Below are 17,879 nucleotides of genomic sequence, written 5' to 3' on the forward strand. Positions count from 1 at the left end.
ATGACACATGCACATGCTCTGCGGCTTGCGCAGACACGGGATGCCATTTTCTATTGGCTGGCTTTCGCCGTGGCTGCTTTTGCCCTATTACCCGCTTTTAGCCTGGATTACGGCCTGCTTGAAGCCAGCCGTTCCGAGCTACTGGCGTCTTATGGCTGGTCCGGTCTTAATATCAGTATGCTGTGGTTTGGTCTGCCGTTACTGCTGCTTTTCAGGCCATTGTCACCCAGTGGTCGTGAACACCGTTACCGCCATCTGTTTGATGCAGGTTATGCCCTCTTCTGCGCACTGCTGGTGGTGGTCACCTCGGCCTGGCTCGGGCGCGGACTAGGATTTGCCACTATCGCGCTGTTTATCGCCTTGGGGGCAATAATTACCCTGGCGCTGGCACGCCTTGAATGGCTCGGCGGTGACCGTTTTGTGCTCGGATCACTGGTCACCATTATTGCGCTGATCACTGTTTTTATTCTGTTCCCCAGTATTGCCATTTTTGTCCCAATATTTACCGATGAGAGTGGTGCTTTTGCCCCATGGCAGTTTATGGCAATCCTCGGACAAGCGCATATCCTGCAAGTTATCTGGAATTCGTTCCTGCTGTCAGTGGCGGTTGGCATAGGTTGTACCTTCTTCGGCATGGTACTGGCTATCTACACTACGCGGATTGCCAAACGTTCCGCTTTGCTAGGGCGCATCTTCTCAATTCTGCCCATTGTTACCCCACCTTTTGTCGTCGGGCTGGGCGTAACCTTGATGATGGGCCGCTCCGGCTATGTAACAGAACTGATGGTCACCTGGTTCGGGCTAACCAACACTAACTGGTTATATGGTTTCACTGGCATCTGGCTGGCACAAGTTCTGGCCTTTACGCCAATGTCATTTATGATCCTCGATGGCGCAATCAAAACTATTCACCCGTCGTTGGAAGAAGCGTCTTATACCTTGCGCGCCAGCCGTTGGCAGACCTTTATGCAGGTATTTTTACCGTTGCTAAAACCTGCGCTGGCCAACTCATTCCTGATAGTCATTGTGCAATCGCTGGCGGATTTCAGTAACCCATTAGTATTGGGTGGTAACTTTGACGTGCTGGCCACGCAAATCTACTTCTATATTACCGGCGCACAGCTTGACTATCCGGCGGCATCCACACTGGGTGTTATCTTGCTGATGTTTTCACTGTTTATCTTCTGTATTCAGTATATGTGGATAGGCAAACGCTCTTACGTCACCATTTCCGGCAAATCTTCTCGGGGCGATGTTCAGCCATTACCGGAATCACTGGTGTGGGGGACCACCGCCATGCTGTATGTGTGGATTGCCTTTAACGTCTTATTGTATGGCAGCATTTTCTACGGCAGTTTCACCGTCAACTGGGGGGTCGATTACACTCTGACGTTGAATAACTTTAATCAGCTATTTGGCCAAGGTTTCAGTGATGGCGCGTGGCCTTCTCTGCTTGATACGCTGCTCTATGCGGGTATTGCTGCCCCTATCACCGCCGCCTTTGGTCTGCTGATTGCCTATATCGTGGTACGCCAACAGTTCCGTGGTAAAAAAACCATCGAATTCAGCACCATGTTGTGCTTCGCGGTACCGGGAACGGTCGCAGGGGTTTCCTACATTTTGGCCTTTAACAGTGCGCCGGTATACCTGACCGGTACTGCCGCCATCGTTATTATCTCTATGGTGATGCGTAATGTGCCGGTAGGGATACGCGCCGGGATTGCCGGGCTGGGGCAACTGGACAAGTCATTGGATGAGGCATCGCTTAGTCTGCGGGCAGGTTCGCTGCGTACTGTGATTTATATTCTGCTGCCGTTGCTACGCCCGGCGATTCTGTCGGCGCTGATTTACAGTTTTGTACGCGCCATGACGACCGTCAGTGCCATCGTCTTCCTGGTAACACCCGATACCCGGGTCGCCACCTCTTACATCCTTAACCGGGTGGAAGATGGCGAATATGGCATTGCCATCGCTTATGGTTCGATCCTGATAGTGGTCATGCTCGCCATCATCTTCCTGTTTGATTATCTGGTCGGCGAAGCACGAACTGCCCGCTCGAAAGCCAGTAATGCTGAATAATGACGTACTGATAAGGCTGAATGTTATGTCTACTATAAATACAGTATCTACTCAAAATAACCTGTCAGATCAACAGACAGTGACTACCGATAAGAAACATTTCGTCGAGCTAAAGCACGTTACCAAGCGCTTTGGCAGCAATATCGTGATTGACGGTCTCAACCTGGCTATCCCTAAAGGGGAAATGGTTACCCTGCTGGGGCCATCGGGCTGTGGTAAAACCACGGTATTACGGTTGGTTGCCGGGCTAGAGAAGCCTTCCGGTGGACAAATCTTTATCGATGGTGAAGATGTGACTGACCGATCTATCCAGCAGCGGGATATCTGCATGGTGTTCCAGTCCTATGCCTTGTTCCCGCATATGTCGCTGGGTGAGAATATTGGTTATGGCCTGAAAATGCTGGGCCGACCAAAAAATGAGATTCGCGATCGTGTGCAGGAAGCGTTAGCGTTAGTGGATTTAGACGGCTTTGCCGATCGTTTCGTGGATCAAATATCCGGTGGGCAGCAGCAACGTGTTGCGCTGGCAAGGGCGCTAATCCTCAAACCTAAAGTACTACTGTTTGATGAACCACTCAGTAATCTGGATGCTAACTTGCGCCGCAGCATGCGTGATAAAATTCGTGAATTACAGCAACAGTTTAATATTACCTCACTGTATGTCACCCACGACCAAAGTGAAGCCTTTGCCGTTTCTGATACCGTGCTGGTGATGAATAAAGGCAAAATAATGCAAATTGGTGCGCCACAAGAACTGTACCGTCAACCCGCATCACATTTCATGGCCAGTTTCATGGGGGATGCCAATGTCTTCCCAGCTACTATTCACAGCAGCAGTGTTGAAATCTTTGGTTATCATATTCCTAAACCACAGGGATTCGCAGCCCAACGGCAACAGTCAACCGTGGGTGTGCGGCCGGAGGCTATCACGCTGAGTCAGCAAGGTGAACCAAGCCAACGCTGCACCATTAATAAAGTAGCTTATATGGGGCCGCAGTATGAAGTTCTGGTGGATTGGCAAGGCCAATCTTTGCTCTTGCAGGTAAATGCCACGCAACTGCAACCCGCCCCAGGTGACAGCTACTATCTGCAAATCCACCCCTATGGCATGTTTGTACTGGCTGATACACCGCAGTAAACTCATTGGTGGGCGGCGCGCAAATGCGCTGCCCCCTTACGTTGAATGGCCTGCATTTTTTTGCGCAAGCATTGAGCTAAAAGCCAAAAATCTCAATAAGTTGCGCAAACTGTAAGCAAACAATCCAAATTTGCTGTTTCCCCTTTGACATGTTCCTCATACCTCGCTATTATTCGCCCCGTTCACACGATTCCTCTGTAGTTCAGTCGGTAGAACGGCGGACTGTTAATCCGTATGTCACTGGTTCGAGTCCAGTCAGAGGAGCCAAATTTAGAGAAACCCGCTTAGGAAACTAAGCGGGTTTCTTGTTTTAATTCTGTTTTTCACGCTCTACCGCAATTTTAAGATACGTAATGTATTATCATTAATTACATTACGTTACTGCCTGAAAAACCATTATCAGATAGGACCTATCTCCCTGATATTCATACCAGAATAATCCATGCGATGGATTATAGAAGTTTCCTACACACAGAGCTGAAAAATCGTATATATTTACATTTAGAATTATAAATTAACTATTTCTTCTCTATTTTTCTGAATAAGCCATTTTAAAATTAATAAAAAAAATCCTAATTCGTTTATAATCAATTCACTAGGTAGAATAAGCTTGCTGAGCTGAGTTGGCTTAAGTGATCTAAACATGAACAAGAATCTTTTCTTGATAATCTATAATTAGAGATTAGAATCACCGAAATAGTACTTTGGGCATCGGCAGCAGTGGTTCTTGTTTATCTCGTCTTGGGTAATCATTTGGAGTCGATCGGTGCAAGCGAGGAGCAGTGAATTAACTCTGCGAATCCCAAGATATAACGGTTTACGGAGAGAACATGACAAAATCAGTGATGATAGTTGATGACCACCCGGCTATTCGAGTCGCCATTCGGGCATTACTATCACAAAGTGAAGACTTTTCAACTATTTATGAATCAGTTGACGGTAGTGAAGCCTTAGAAATATTAAAAAATAACCCTGTAGACTTGGTTATTATTGATATTGAGTTACCTAACTTTGATGGTTTCTCGTTGTTGAAAAAACTGCAGCAACGTGGATTTACCGGTAAATCATTATTCTTGTCCGCCAAGAATGAGCAAGTGTTTGCAGTGCGGGCATTACAGGCAGGCGCTAACGGTTTTATCAGTAAAAATAAAGATATTAGCGAAATTCTTTTTGCTGCGCAGAACGTATTACGCGGCTATTCATTCTTCCCCTCTGAAACGTTGACCCAATTAGCCGGGCAACCTTCCAACCATGACCCTGTCAATCGGGCGAGGTTGTTGTCAGAGCGAGAAATTAATGTTTTGCGTTATCTGGTGAATGGTTTGTCAAATAAACAGATTGCTGACGAAATGTTTATCAGTAACAAAACCGTCAGTACCTATAAAACCCGTATCCTGACCAAATTAGGGCTAAGTTCTGTAATTGAACTGGCAGATTATGCACATACCCATAATTTGGTATAATTCAGGCTGGTCTGCTTTAGCGCTGACAACGCTATCTTTACGTAGTAGGTTCTCTTGGCGAATTCTTCTTTACTGTTTGCTGTTGCTTAGCGGGCAGCTTAATGCTGCCATGATGACCGGTCGTCAGGGGTGTGATACTGGACAACCATTGACGATACACAGTATCGCTAATAGCTACAGTGAAGACCTATTACTTACGCCTTCCACAGACACTCGCCAATCAAGCCGGCGTACGGTGAAAGTGGGGGTGGTCATTGATGCCAATACTCCTTTTGTGGTTAACCGTGATGATAATGCTATTGAAGGCATTGTTGCGGACTACCTGAAAATAATCAGTGATGCCAGCCAATTATCTTTCCAGATGATCGGTTATTGCGATTACGGGTTAGTGTTGAATGCGCTGGAAAATGGCCAAATTGACTTAATGGCAGGAACGCCAATGCCCGCTCAGCCGGGGCTGATAGCGTCTCATGCCTTCTTTACTAACCGGCATGTCGAAGTTCGCAGCAAGAATTGGGATCCGACCAAACGTACCCACCCAGAGACGGTGGCTATCGTCAATAATGAGCCATTATCACCTGAGTTTCTGTTTAATTATCATGCCGATAAAATTGTTGCCTACCCTAACCAATTACAAGGGTTACTGGCTGTCGCCTATGGTAATGCCGATGTCTTTGTCGCTAATGCCACAACGGCTAACTATCTTATCGATCAGTTGCAATTGCTAACGTTGCAAATTCGCAACTTTACACCTTACCACCCTGCCCCCTACACCTTTCTGGCAAAGGAAAGTAATCAAAAGCTGATTAACTACATTAATCAGATTTTAGAATTATTACCTACCCGTGCGACGGGTGATATTCAGCAGCGCTGGTTTGGTAGCAAGCATCATTACAACATTGATGCCAAGTTGCTGTTGACCGAACAAGAGGTAAGCTGGATTCAGAGCCATCCGGTAGTGACCTATGTCGCCCCATTTGATCTGGCCCCACTGATATTTCGTGATCGTCAAACGGGGAGAATGGCTGGTTTCTCAATCGATCTTATCGATATTATTGCGCGCCGAACTGGGATTAAATTTGAGCCAGTTTATACCAAAGATACCGGGGAAGGGGTGCGTGATTTTATTGCCGGTAAAATTGATTTACTGCCAATTGTGGCCGTTCGCAACGGCATGTATGGCAACAGCCTTTATTCTTCACCGGTAGCTCAATCATTATGGGGCATAATGACGCGCGAAGACCGCCTGGATATCAATAATGTGGCAGATCTGGCAGGAAAGCGGGTGGGGATACAATCGGGTAGTGCTTCTGGCGGAATTATTGGTAACCCCCTGTTAGCCCAGAAAATCACCTTTGTTCAAGCCCCGGATACCATGACACTGGTACGTTGGTTGCAGCAAGGCAAAGTGGATGCTGTCGTCAAAAATATGATGACAGCCAACTATCTGTCAGCCCAGAACTTTACCCCAGATATAAAAACGGTCGCCGTGGCAGGCGAAGAACCACTGATGATGGCATTCGCCATCCGCCCAGACCTGCCTGAATTAAAAGCCATCATTGATAAAGTAATTGAATCTATTCCACCGGAAGAGTTAGACAACTTAATCAGCGAATGGAGTACCTTCAAACCTAAGCCAACAAGCTTTGATGAGGACTCATTAGATAATGAATGGCTGATGTTGGCGTTGAAAATAAGCTCAGGGATATTATTGGTCTTCGGTTTATACCTGTGCTACTTGGTATTCAATAAACGTCGTCAGGCCAAGTTGTTACATGCCCGCTTGCTACAGCAAGAATCGGTTATCAATGCATTGCCCTTCGCGGTATTTATTCGTACCACCACTGGCGAGCTGGCGGTTTATAACAACCACTTTGCAGCAGCCCACCACGATAAGCTTCACGACTTGCTCAATCAGAACGTTGAACAAGCTAACTGGCCAATGACCAGCCCACTTGATCGCGAAATAGATAAATACTGCCGTTATGTCTTGAAGGACAGAAAACCACAAATGGTAGATTTATCTCTGGAGATCAATGGTGATCTGCGGGATATCTTCCTGTGGATTATCCCATTGGATAATGCTGAGCGCAGTTTGCTGGGCGGCTGGCTGGATATTAGTCAACGTAAAACCGTGGAGCGGGAGTTGGAAGCCGCACGCCTCGAAGCGGAAAGCGCCAACCGGACCAAAAGCACTTTCCTGGCCACCATCAGTCACGAACTACGCACACCAATGTACGCCATTATGGGCTTACTGGAGTTGGAGATACGTAGTGCCCAGCCGGTCGATAAAAATACGCTGGTTACCGTGTCCAAATCAGCTCAATCGCTGATGTTACTGCTTGATGACATCATCGATTCTGCCAAAATTGAAGCCGGGCAACTGAGTGTTCATCCCGCCGCAGTAGATTTCCGCCAAGAAATGGAGCGGATGCTCACTATCTATCAACCTATCGCAGATGAACGTGGACTTCGCTTCTCTGGCTGGTTGGATGACCAAATCCCGCACTTACTGATGGCAGATATGCTCAGAGTGCGGCAGGTCATGGGGAATCTATTGGGTAATGCACTGAAATTTACCGAACAGGGTGGTGTTTCAGTGGATGTCACTTGGGAGCCGACGGATGACAAACAGGGTGTCATGAATATCGATATTACCGATACGGGTATTGGTATTTCGCCAGCGGCACAGGCAACGCTGTTCCAACCCTTCAGCCAGGCTAACGAAGGTAAATCACCTCGTTTCGGTGGGTCGGGGCTGGGACTTTGGATTTGTCATCAATTGATTCACAAAATGGGTGGGCAAGTCGCTATGGAAAGCCAACTTGGTAAAGGCACCAGTTTGTTTATTACGTTGCCATTGACGATTGCCACTACAGACGATTTACCGCCTGATGCAACCATTATCCATGCCGATGAAAAGCAGTTGGGCCAATTGAAGAACCTGCGGGTTCTGGTAGTGGATGACCTTCCCGCCAACCGCCAGTTGCTTCAACAACAATTGGCTTTTATCGGTATCGAACAGGTGATGAGCGCAGAAAATGGCGCTGAAGCCTGGCAGATATTGCAACATTACAGCTTTGATGTCGTCATCACCGATTACAACATGCCACTGATGAATGGTTATGAACTTGCCGCCCATATCCGTAATAGCCCGGCAATAAAAGATATGATCATCATTGGTTGCACTGCGGATGCACGGCAAGAGAGCGCCGAACGTTGTTCTGATGCCGGTATGAATGATTGTATGGTTAAACCAGTGACTATTGATACCTTACGTACCGTTCTGTTGCGCCAAGAGGTTGCCGATATCAATCTGGAGGCAAATTATCATCACACCAATGATGACTATCGCGTAAATCCATTGGAGATGAGCCAACGGGAAAACACACACTCAGCGGCAGATAACAGTGAAAGCCCCAAAGTGCCACAGACTTCCTTCGCCGCAGCCCAAGATAAATTAAGGGCGCTCTCAGGTGGACGAACTGAGGTAGAGGTGCAGTTATTGCAATCGTTGCTGGAAAGCAATGTGCAGGATGCGGCGGCACTAACGGCACTGTACAACCAGCTAAAGGCAGATGAGAGCAGTACGGTGGCTACCGATACTTATAAAGAAATGGCAAGCTTAGTGCACCGGATCAAAGGTGCGGTACAACTGATCGATGCACAAGATCTGGTAGAATATTGTATCAAATTCGAATCCATGATCCTCGCTAATGATAAACCAGCAGTCATTTCATTCGGGGCTGATTATCTGGAACTGTTAACGGGCACTAATCAGTTATTAGCTAAGTTAGTTACTGTATACGCAGAAATTGATAGCGCTAGCCCGATTAAATAAATATTAAAATTGCCCTTTCATCTAAAGCCCCCCCGTATAACTTGGTGGGCTTTCTTATTTAGATAATCACTATTCTTGCCCATCTGCAAAAAAAAACATCTCACCGCCAATAACGGAAAAACGCCCAAGTCTTTGGAATAGAAGTAATTTATTATTTTCACTTTCTTAAGGAATGGATTTCCTACATCTATAGTGGGAAATTTCACATATAAAACAAGGACGCATCTCATTTTACCCGACTCTATTTCCCCCTACACTGGCCTCGGCCCAGATATCGAATAGCGCAACTCAATAACAACGGCTGACCTTATTCAACTTAATGATCGCTCATTTTGATGAATGCTGAGGGTCTCCGTTCACCAAAATATAAATTATAAAATTAAGTAGGAATTAAATGGGAAAAACTCTAATAACGTTGGTGCTGCTTACCCTACCGGGCATAGCGTTGGCTGCAACGTCAAATAACACGATCAAATTTCAAGGAGAGGTGGCCGAACAAACTTGCATGGTGGATATCAATGGTACAGCCAACACCCCTGTCGTTTTGCTACCCACCGTTTCGACCAGCAACCTGAATCAGGTTAATTCAGTTGCCGGTAAAACCAATTTTACGATTAACCTAACCGGCTGCAACATTGCCATTCAAGACACTAAAATCAGTTCGGTTTTTCAAGGCATGAATGTCACTCCAGCGGGTAATTTAGGCAATGTGGGTACAGCACAAAATGTTGCTATTCAGTTGCTTGACACCAATGGTGCACCGATTCGCATGTCAGGTGGTAGCGTTGAAGTCCCTGGAATTACCTTAGCCACCGGTGCAACCTCAGCATCCCAAGATCTGGCTGCGCAATATATTACGGAAGAAGGCCGCGCAACTGCCGGGAGCGTTATTGCTTCTGCACAATACGCGATCACCTACCCCTGACTATTCATGAGATCCAAGCCGTTTCATGAATACGTTGCCAACCGGTAACGGAGCCTAAACAAAACCAGAATAATCAAGGATAAGTAAGCGCTATGACACTGATTGCCCACAGAATAATCGCCTGCTCGTTGCTGCTGCTCAGCGGCGTACCCTTATGGACGCAAGCCAGTGTTGTCATGACCGGTACCCGAATCATTTATCCTGAAGGTACGCGGGAAAAAGTAATACAACTAAGCAATAAAGATGAACACCCAAATTTGGTCCAATTATGGATGGATGATGGTGACAACCAGTCTTCACCTTCAAAAAGTGACGTCCCGTTTACACTGACACCACAGATATTTCGTATGGAAGCCCAAAGTGGGCAAGTCGTTCGGTTGTCATACATTGAGCGCCATTTACCCAAAGATCGTGAGTCAGTTTTCTATCTTAACTTTTTGCAGATCCCCGCATTAAAAGCAGATAAACAGACTGAAAACAAACTGGTTTTGATCGTGAATAACCGGATAAAAGTTTTTTACCGCCCTGCTGCATTAAAAGAAAACGTCGATACATTAGGTGAAAAAATACGCGTTACGCTAGACGACACTCGTGGAGATAAAATCAAGATAAGTAACCCTACGGGTTACTATATCAGCCTGCGTGATGCCAAATTCGTCAGCGATGGGAAAACGATTTCGTTCGCCACCAGTGAGATGTTTCCACCCAATTCGACCACTGATTTAGTCTTACCCGCAGGGGTGAAAGCTAAAAAAGGCGAATTACTGACACTGAATGTGGTTAATGATTACGGCACCACTATTCCCACTGATTATCATTTGTAATTCAACCGTGATGATAATTCAGTTCGTGCCCAGCTATAGAGATAACCAGTGAGGTTTGCTCCCTGGTTATCCTATTTGCTAACGCACGGCATACTGGCCAGCCATTTCGTGTCAGCAGCAGATCAGAGTAATCAAGACGAATATGTGTTTGAGGATGCGTTAGTCCGCGGTTCGTCACTCGGCTTAGGTTCTATCTCCCGCTTTAATAAAAAAAACGCCTATCAAGAAGGCAAGTATCAGGTTGATCTCTACATTAACAACAAGTTTGTTGATCGTGTCGAAATAGAATTTATTGCAAAAAATAATGATGTTATTCCCTGTTTGTCAGGCGCGCAGCTACTACAAGCCGGTGTCACTGAAGAGGCGCTGAAAAACAGCGACCCCAAAGACAACTGTCTGGATTTTAGAACTATTTTGCCAGCCAGTGACTACCGTTTCGATTACGCCAAATTACGTTTTGATTTATCGGTGCCGCATCTGTTCGTTAAGAAAGTGCCGCGCGGTTATGTTGATCCTCTGAACTTAACCTCAGGGGATACCATTGGTTTCAGCAATTACAACTTAAACCAATATCACGTGGGCTATAACAAAGATGGGATTAAGCGTTCGACCAACTCAACCTATCTCAGCCTGACCAATGGTATCAATGCTGGCATGTGGCGTTTGCGGCAACAAGGTTCATTGCGCTACGACCCGACCCGAGGAACCAACTGGACTTCCAACCGACTGTATAGCCAACGCGCACTGCCCACGATGGGCAGTGAAGTGACCTTGGGCCAAACCTTCAGCTCTGGTCAGTTTTTCTCCAGCTTGGGGTTTAACGGCATTGCACTGGCAACTGATGACCGCATGTTGCCTGAATCACAACGCGGCTATGCCCCTATTGTGCGCGGGATTGCCAGAACCAATGCCAAAGTGACGGTTTATCAAAACAATCGGCCTATTTACCAAACCACGGTGTCGCCAGGGCCATTTGAATTTAATGATTTATCTGCCACCAATTTCGGTGGTGACCTGACGATTGAAATTCAGGAAGCGGATGGCAGTGTCAGCACCTTCCAGGTGCCGTTCTCCTCAGTACCAGAATCCTTGCGCCCCGGTTACTCCCGCTATAGTTTCGCCGCCGGGCAGGTGCGTGACCTGAACAGTAGTGAAGTGTTCAGTGAGCTGACCTATCAACGTGGGATCAGTAACGCCATTACCGCTAATACCGGGCTACGCATGGCCTCTGGTTATCAGGCCATCATGTTGGGTGGTGTGTTTACCCACTATATTGGTGCTTTAGGGCTGGATGCCACCTATTCGAATGCCAGGCTATCTGATAGCAACGATTCCGCGAGTGAACGACAGAGTGGCTGGATGGCGCGAGTCTCCTTCAGCCGCATGTTTGAAACAACCAATACCACGCTATCCGTGGCGGGTTACCGTTATTCCACGGAAGGTTATCGTGATTTAAGTGATGTATTAGGAGTACGGGCAGCCAACAATGGCAAAGTCTGGAACTCAGATACTTATCGGCAACGCAGCCGAGCAGAAATATCGCTGAATCAAAATCTTAACAGCTACGGTTCACTGTATTTAACCGCCTCATCGCAGGATTATCGTAATGACCGCAAGCGGGATTCGCAGTTACAACTAGGCTATGCCAATACCCTGTGGCGCGATACCAGTTTGAATATTGCCGTTTCGCGACAAAAAACCGGGGGGGTCAGCAACGAAACTTACTTTGTCGACCCCGGCAGTGGCATGCCTGCGGCCAATGGCGCAAATATTCTTGGTACCAGTGAAACTGTAGTGCAAATGTCCGTCTCATTCCCACTGGGGGGTAGTGCGCATGCACCCTATATCTCGGCCGGTGCCGTCAACAGTAAGATTAGTGGTGCCAGCTATCAAACCTCATTATCCGGTGTGATGGGTGAGGAGCAGTCCGCCAGTTACAGTATGGATTTTGCCCGCAGTGAACAAACTAAAGAAAATACCTTTAGTGGCAGCTTACAGAAACGGCTCCCCTCAACCAGTTTGAGTGGCAGCGCGTCCAGCAGCCCCGGTTATTGGCAAGGTTCAGCCAGTGCCCGTGGTGCGGTGGCCTTTCATAGCGGCGGTGTCACGTTAGGGCCCTATCTAAGCGATACTTTTGCCTTGATCGAGGCCAAAGGGGCCAGTGGAGCCAAAGTGATGTATGGGCAAGGTTCAAGTATTGATCGATTTGGCTATGCACTGGTGCCAACACTCACCCCATATCGCTACAACACCATCACGCTCAGCCCTGATGGTATGGATTTCAATACTGAGCTTCAAGATGGTGAACGGCAAATTGCCCCCTACGCCGGATCATCCGTCAAAGTCATTTTTCGCACCCTCAGTGGATATCCACTGCTTATTACTGTCCGGCTGGCGGATGGTAGCCAACTGCCTCTGGGCGCAGTGGTGTATAGCACCACCACCGAGAGCGGCAAAGCTGCTCAACAGCAGAATGAGGTTGGCATGGTCGGTCAAGCCAGCCAGGCCTATGTTCGAGCTGAAGGAGCGAGTGGCACGCTCATTCTCGTATGGGGAGATGCAGCCAATGAACGCTGCCAGTTGGATTACGACTTAGGCACGCCCAATAACGATAAACAGTTATATAAACTCGATGCCTTGTGTGTCGTTACCCAGCATTGAATCAGAGAAACAGTATGAAACCTATAACGACTCACCACACCAGATTGTACCAATACAAGCCCCTATTCTCACACTATATGGGGTTATTCTTTTCACTCGCATTACTGAGCATCAGCTTACCCAGTTATGCACAATGTGTTTGGAAAGGTGCCAATATCGGTGGTGATAACTACGGTGCGTCCTTGCAATTAGGCAATATCAATATAACCAGTAATTACATTCAGCCTGTCGATTCAATCCTGGCCTCCAGCATTATCAGCTTAGTACCCGCCCGTTTCTGGTCAGACCCAGAAGCGGTTATCTATGAATGTGATGTGGCCGATAAAGACAGTTTATTTGAAGTTTTTGCGACTAATGGCGACAGTAATGTCGGCGGCTACAGCAATATGGGTGATAACTATTTTCAGACTTTCTTCCCCTATACTGCATTGAAACTGATTCATGTTGATACTGGCGTCGAATTCACCCGCATCTGGCAGCAGGTCCCGTTGAGAAAGTACGACGTAGTGGGGAATAAAATTCAAATTAAGGGTAAACATTTCAGCCAAATTCGTGCTGAGCTAAAAAAAGTGGGTTCTGTAGACCGCACGCCCGGCCCTTCCAGTTGGGGATGTTCTGGTCCTGCGGCTGATAACTATTCGGGTAGCTATTCCTGCAATCAACCCAATGGGTATGTGGTATTCAAAGGGCCTGGTATGCCAGTACCTGAAACCGGCTATGACTCAGCAACCAATTACCAAACATGGGGAAGTGGCCGCTATATGGCATTTGGCATGAATACCGCGCCGGTTTCAGTCCTGACACGCAAAAATACCTGTGTGGTGCGTAACGTCACACCTTATGTGGTTTTCCCCATTATTACCGTGAATGAACTTAACGATAACCAATCACGTAGCGCAGATATCACCGTCGATATCGAATGCCAGTCCGGTACTGAGTCTGGTATTAATAGTGGGCAAACTGCACTGGGCATCCAAACATCATTACCGGGTTATCTGAAGGCGCAAGGGCTCGGATTGGTGAACACAGCCGGCGGCGTGAGTTATCTACTATCAGACAACTATGGCACTGACAAAAATATTGCCACGGGAGTGGGTATCAGCCTGAGTGATAGCAGTGGAGCGGCGATGAATTTTGTTGGTTGGGGCGGATGTGCCAGCAATTGCAGCGCCAGTACTGGCGCAGGTTGGTATCCGGTTCTTACCGGGGCCAGTTCTAATGGCAGCAATGGCGCAGGTTACAATAATTATTTACATCACTTTACCGCTACATTAAAAAAACTGCCTAACGGCACCCCTACTGCGGGTAAGGTCGATGCGACGGCTTACGTTTTGGTGAAGATACAATGAGGCTCCTCTGTCTGTTTTTGCTGATATTGAGTATCAGCCCACACACCATGGCTGGTTTAGTGGCAGGTTCAACACGCATGATTTATCAGCCCGAATCGCGCGAACGCACCTTGATGTTGGCTAATACCAATGACTACCCGGTGGTGGTACAGACCTGGATTGATGATGGCGATGTGGACAGCACGCCAGATCAAAGCAAAGCACCCTTTATTGTCTTACCTGCCGTTTTCAAAATGCAGGCAGGAGCGGCACAGGGTCTGCGCATTATCAATAAAGGTGATGATCTGCCAACGGATCGAGAGTCTGTTTATTGGCTAAACTTGTATGAAATCCCACCTAAATCGCGACAAAATACCAATGCCCAGGCCCAGGTTGCTATGGCGATGAACACCCAAATGAAGATATTCTATCGCCCTGATGGGTTAACGCCAAAACCGGCTGACGCCATGAAAAAAGTCAGTTTTACCCTTCAGAAGAAAAATAGAGAATACATTCTAACCGCCCATAACCCTACTCCATACTATGTCTCTTTTGGCCAGATTCAGCTAGAAAACCGACAGCAACGTTTTCTGATAGCACAAGAGATGGACATGATGGTCGCCCCATTTGCCGAGCGCCAATATCATTTTGAACAGCAGCCTATCTCACTCACTGGTGCAGTAACTTTGAACTATAGTTATTTCGATGATGCTGGCAATCAGCTAAAAAACAGTCAGTTAGTTAAAGTTACACCGTAACATTTGCTGGCTTTTTTAAATCGTTCTCGCCTCAAAACAGCGCGGCATCGAGATATTCGGTTACGTCACCACCATCGGCGAGTTGGTCAATGCTCTGTTAATGTTCTGCGCACCGTGGATTATTAACCGTATTGGCAGCAAGAATGCCTTGCTGATGGCGGGCAAAAGCCTGACAGCCCCACCACCCTAACGGATGTGGGCCTCTAACTTAATTAAAAAATCATCATTTCGCGGTAAAACTCACGATAAAACAAACAAGTTTGCTGAAAAACAAGCCAATAAGCTCATTCTCTCAGCAAACGCACATTTTTAGTGTTTTTCTACTTTGACAAACGTCACCACCCTCGCTATTATTCGCCTCGTTCACACGATTCCTCTGTAGTTCAGTCGGTAGAACGGCGGACTGTTAATCCGTATGTCACTGGTTCGAGTCCAGTCAGAGGAGCCAAATTAAAGAAAGCAGACGTTTACAAACGTCTGCTTTTTTGCATTTTATCAATTGGTTATCTCTTTCTTCAGCTTACCCTCGTTCACGAAAAACCACTCAAAACCATACCCTTTTGCGAATAAAGCGGGCCCGATTTCGTTTTTACCAATAATCGCATGGTGTTCGCACGCCGATGTGCCGTGCTTTAATCGAGTCTGGATACTCACTGGGATGGGATAGTTTTACATCCGCCAATGGCTATACTCCACCGCATCCAGATGCGAAAAAACAACCGAATACCTGTCCGGCAAAGAAAGTTGTTCTGAGAGGATATCCTTTCCATTCACCAGGCTATCTTCCCTAATAAATGAAGGTTTACCGAGCGTTAGAGGATGAGGCCAGCAACGCATAGCGGTTCAGCAGTTGAGTAAACCGGCTGTCAATCTGTTGGCGCAGTGCCGAAGACGGGGTTTGCCCTGACTCGGACTGCACCTGATACTGACGCAACAACTCTTCCAGAGGTAATGCCTGTGTCAGTGGTTGCTGAATCGCAAAAACCACCGATTTAAGCTCCGATACCGTCATATAACGCCCCTTCTTTTCATCCAATCCATTCAGTCGGTCTGCCAGTTGCCGCAAACGCTCTTGTGCCAAGGCATAGTGTTTTAACTCCACCAGCGGGGCCGCCCCGGCTTCTCGCTGTTGTTGCCACAAGCGACTCAACCGTTTGACTTCTTGACTGGCGGGCCACAGTTGTTGCGCCTGAGATAGCAAGGCATCCCCCTTAACCTGCATCCATAACGGCGGTAACTGTGTCAGTTGTTCCAACTGTGTGCCACTGCCTTGCAATACCGGGCCAGCCAATCGTGCCAACTCAGCATCTGAAGTCTGTTTTCTCAGTTCATCGATTGATTTGGCTGCCAGTGGCGCAGGTAATGGCGCGACACTGGTTAGCAATGCCTCGCGCAATGGATTAGATGACAGCGACTGCCAGATAAAGAAACTCCCTGCCATCAGCACGGCCATCAGTGATAATCCGGCGACAAAACCGTGGCCCGCCTTCCAACGTGGTGGGGGTGGCGAAGGCGGCGACAATTCAACCTGAACACGCGTTGGGGCGGGTTCGTTGACAATATAAACCAGTGGTTCACTGACCGCAGCCGACGCGAATGCCGGTTGTGGCTGGGGTTCAGAGAGAGTGGTGTGCCGTAGCGGAATACTTAATCGGTCTGGTGTATCGGTAGCGGCCTCGGCACTTTCCAGCCGCAATGCGGCGTTATGCAACATCAGGCGCACACCGTCCAATTTACTTAGATGCTTAAGTTCCAACGTTTGCAACTGCGTACACAGTTGTTCCAACGCACGCTCTGCCCGATACACCATAGCCAGGTCACCGTAGCACAGCGTCATAGTACGCCAAACTTGCTGCAACCGGTCACTCAACCAGGCCAATAACGCCACCCGGGCATGCGTTTGCGGCGGCCATAATGCACTCCACTGATGGGAGAGTAACCCCGCCAGCAGCTCCAGCCCTTCACACAGCCCGGCAAGACCGGCAATGTGCGTACGTGCCAACGTAAAATCTACCGTGGTCTGCAACTCAACCCCATTCTGGCGAAACAGCGCCAAACAAAGCTGCTCGACCCGCCCCCAGTCAACATCCGGGCGGGCGGGATGATGTAATTTGCCGATTTCGTCACGTAAGGCGCTAAATTCAGCAAAATGGCGGGGATCTCCGCCGGTTTTAACCGTACGCTCGGTATTCGATATCATGTGTTTGTCTTCCCTGAATAGGCGTTAAAATGAGTCGCCCGGATTGAGATAATGTTGTTGTTTAAGATGGCGAATCAGTACCCTGCCTTCCGGCATAAATGCGGTGCCGTAACGCACCAGTCCCAGCCCTTTCAGTTCCGCCTCAATGGCATACTCCAGATGTCCGGGGGCAGTCTGCGGCAGCAGCAGCACCTGCAAACTTTTCAGGCGCGGTTCGTATTTCAGCAGTGTAGCGGAGAGAGTATCTATTAACTGATGAGCTGTCCCCGGCATGCCCTGTAATATTTTGGTCATATCAGGAAGCCCAAAATCAGGTAAATGAGAAATTGTTTCGGCCCGGGAGTTCAGGATCCGTTGGATATTATCCAGCACCGACAATATGACCTGTTCTTCTTCACTCACGACGTCGAGTGGCAAATCACCGGTGAAATTACCGGTGAGAGTTTCATATAGAGAGGGGGAGTTTTGGTCCATATATTTACCTGACTGAAAATATATTACGTTAATCATTATTAGTACAACAAGATAATAACCAACTAAACTTATAGAAAGTAATTTTCACTATCATTATTTTTAAGAAAGAACACTTCATCATAAAAACTCAAAATAAGAAAATTTAAGTAGTAAACCTTACCTAATATAATTTAGCTTCATATAAAAAA

The 17,879-nt window shown here is 47.4% G+C and carries 11 protein-coding genes, 2 tRNA genes and 1 pseudogene; 12 read left to right on the forward strand and 2 right to left on the reverse strand.

Features of this window, described 5'->3' with window-relative positions:
* The 12 genes and pseudogenes from A6J67_RS17330 (at window position 1) to A6J67_RS17390 (ending at window position 15,465) form a co-directional block, all read left to right on the forward strand.
* Window positions 1–2,079, forward strand: a complete 2,079-nt coding sequence (locus A6J67_RS17330; RefSeq protein ID WP_050297591.1) for an ABC transporter permease — start codon at window positions 1–3, stop codon at window positions 2,077–2,079.
* 25 nt (window positions 2,080–2,104) lie between these two features.
* Window positions 2,105–3,217, forward strand: coding sequence for a ferric ABC transporter ATP-binding protein (fbpC, locus tag A6J67_RS17335; protein WP_050072944.1), 1,113 nt, complete (start codon window positions 2,105–2,107; stop codon window positions 3,215–3,217).
* Window positions 3,218–3,408: 191 nt separating this feature from the next.
* A tRNA-Asn gene (locus A6J67_RS17340) sits at window positions 3,409–3,484 on the forward strand.
* 563 nt (window positions 3,485–4,047) lie between these two features.
* Window positions 4,048–4,680 (forward strand): response regulator transcription factor, encoded by a 633-nt coding sequence (locus A6J67_RS17345; RefSeq protein ID WP_005185509.1) that lies wholly within the window; start codon window positions 4,048–4,050, stop codon window positions 4,678–4,680.
* 79 nt (window positions 4,681–4,759) lie between these two features.
* Window positions 4,760–8,521 carry a response regulator gene (locus A6J67_RS17350; protein ID WP_050288067.1) on the forward strand — a complete coding sequence of 1,254 codons (3,762 nt, stop codon included), beginning with the start codon at window positions 4,760–4,762 and terminating at the stop codon, window positions 8,519–8,521.
* 394 nt (window positions 8,522–8,915) lie between these two features.
* Window positions 8,916–9,446: a fimbrial protein gene (locus tag A6J67_RS17360; RefSeq protein ID WP_032906438.1), complete on the forward strand. Its 531-nt coding sequence runs from the start codon at window positions 8,916–8,918 to the stop codon at window positions 9,444–9,446.
* A gap of 92 nt (window positions 9,447–9,538) precedes the next feature.
* A complete protein-coding gene (locus A6J67_RS17365) occupies window positions 9,539–10,270 on the forward strand; it encodes a molecular chaperone (RefSeq protein ID WP_042569529.1) in 732 nt (243 codons plus the stop codon).
* Between the two features lie 48 nt (window positions 10,271–10,318).
* Window positions 10,319–12,931, forward strand: a complete 2,613-nt coding sequence (locus tag A6J67_RS17370; protein WP_032906436.1) for a fimbria/pilus outer membrane usher protein — start codon at window positions 10,319–10,321, stop codon at window positions 12,929–12,931.
* A 77-nt stretch (window positions 12,932–13,008) separates the two neighbouring features.
* Window positions 13,009–14,280, forward strand: a complete 1,272-nt coding sequence (locus A6J67_RS17375) for a fimbrial protein (protein WP_390898231.1) — start codon at window positions 13,009–13,011, stop codon at window positions 14,278–14,280.
* A complete protein-coding gene (locus A6J67_RS17380; RefSeq protein WP_042569527.1) occupies window positions 14,277–15,017 on the forward strand; it encodes a molecular chaperone in 741 nt (246 codons plus the stop codon). The genes A6J67_RS17375 and A6J67_RS17380 overlap by 4 nt, the downstream gene beginning before the upstream one ends.
* Window positions 15,018–15,019: 2 nt before the next feature.
* Window positions 15,020–15,180, forward strand: a pseudogene (locus A6J67_RS17385) (MFS transporter); the annotation flags it as partial.
* 209 nt (window positions 15,181–15,389) lie between these two features.
* Window positions 15,390–15,465 (forward strand) — tRNA-Asn (locus tag A6J67_RS17390).
* Between the two features lie 354 nt (window positions 15,466–15,819).
* Here A6J67_RS17390 and A6J67_RS17395 read toward each other — a convergent pair.
* Window positions 15,820–17,217: a VasL domain-containing protein gene (locus A6J67_RS17395; protein WP_050297593.1), complete on the reverse strand. Its 1,398-nt coding sequence runs from the start codon at window positions 17,215–17,217 to the stop codon at window positions 15,820–15,822.
* A gap of 24 nt (window positions 17,218–17,241) precedes the next feature.
* Complete coding sequence (gene tssE / locus A6J67_RS17400) at window positions 17,242–17,691, reverse strand: type VI secretion system baseplate subunit TssE (protein WP_050297594.1); 450 nt, start codon at window positions 17,689–17,691, stop codon at window positions 17,242–17,244.
* Window positions 17,692–17,879 lie beyond the last annotated feature (188 nt).

This window comes from Yersinia sp. FDAARGOS_228, from assembly GCF_002073315.2.
Lineage (GTDB): Bacteria > Pseudomonadota > Gammaproteobacteria > Enterobacterales > Enterobacteriaceae > Yersinia > Yersinia intermedia.

Bases quoted from the DNA above. Each gene is read 5' to 3' on its own strand.
- A6J67_RS17330 (WP_050297591.1), top strand. From the start codon at position 1: ATGACACATGCACATGCTCTGCGGCTTGCGCAGACACGGGATGCCATT.
- fbpC (WP_050072944.1), top strand. From the start codon at position 2,105: ATGTCTACTATAAATACAGTATCTACTCAAAATAACCTGTCAGATCAA.
- A6J67_RS17345 (WP_005185509.1), top strand. From the start codon at position 4,048: ATGACAAAATCAGTGATGATAGTTGATGACCACCCGGCTATTCGAGTC.
- A6J67_RS17360 (WP_032906438.1), top strand. From the start codon at position 8,916: ATGGGAAAAACTCTAATAACGTTGGTGCTGCTTACCCTACCGGGCATA.
- A6J67_RS17365 (WP_042569529.1), top strand. From the start codon at position 9,539: ATGACACTGATTGCCCACAGAATAATCGCCTGCTCGTTGCTGCTGCTC.
- A6J67_RS17375 (WP_390898231.1), top strand. From the start codon at position 13,009: ATGGGGTTATTCTTTTCACTCGCATTACTGAGCATCAGCTTACCCAGT.
- A6J67_RS17380 (WP_042569527.1), top strand. From the start codon at position 14,277: ATGAGGCTCCTCTGTCTGTTTTTGCTGATATTGAGTATCAGCCCACAC.
- A6J67_RS17395 (WP_050297593.1), bottom strand. From the start codon at position 17,217: ATGATATCGAATACCGAGCGTACGGTTAAAACCGGCGGAGATCCCCGC.
- tssE (WP_050297594.1), bottom strand. From the start codon at position 17,691: ATGGACCAAAACTCCCCCTCTCTATATGAAACTCTCACCGGTAATTTC.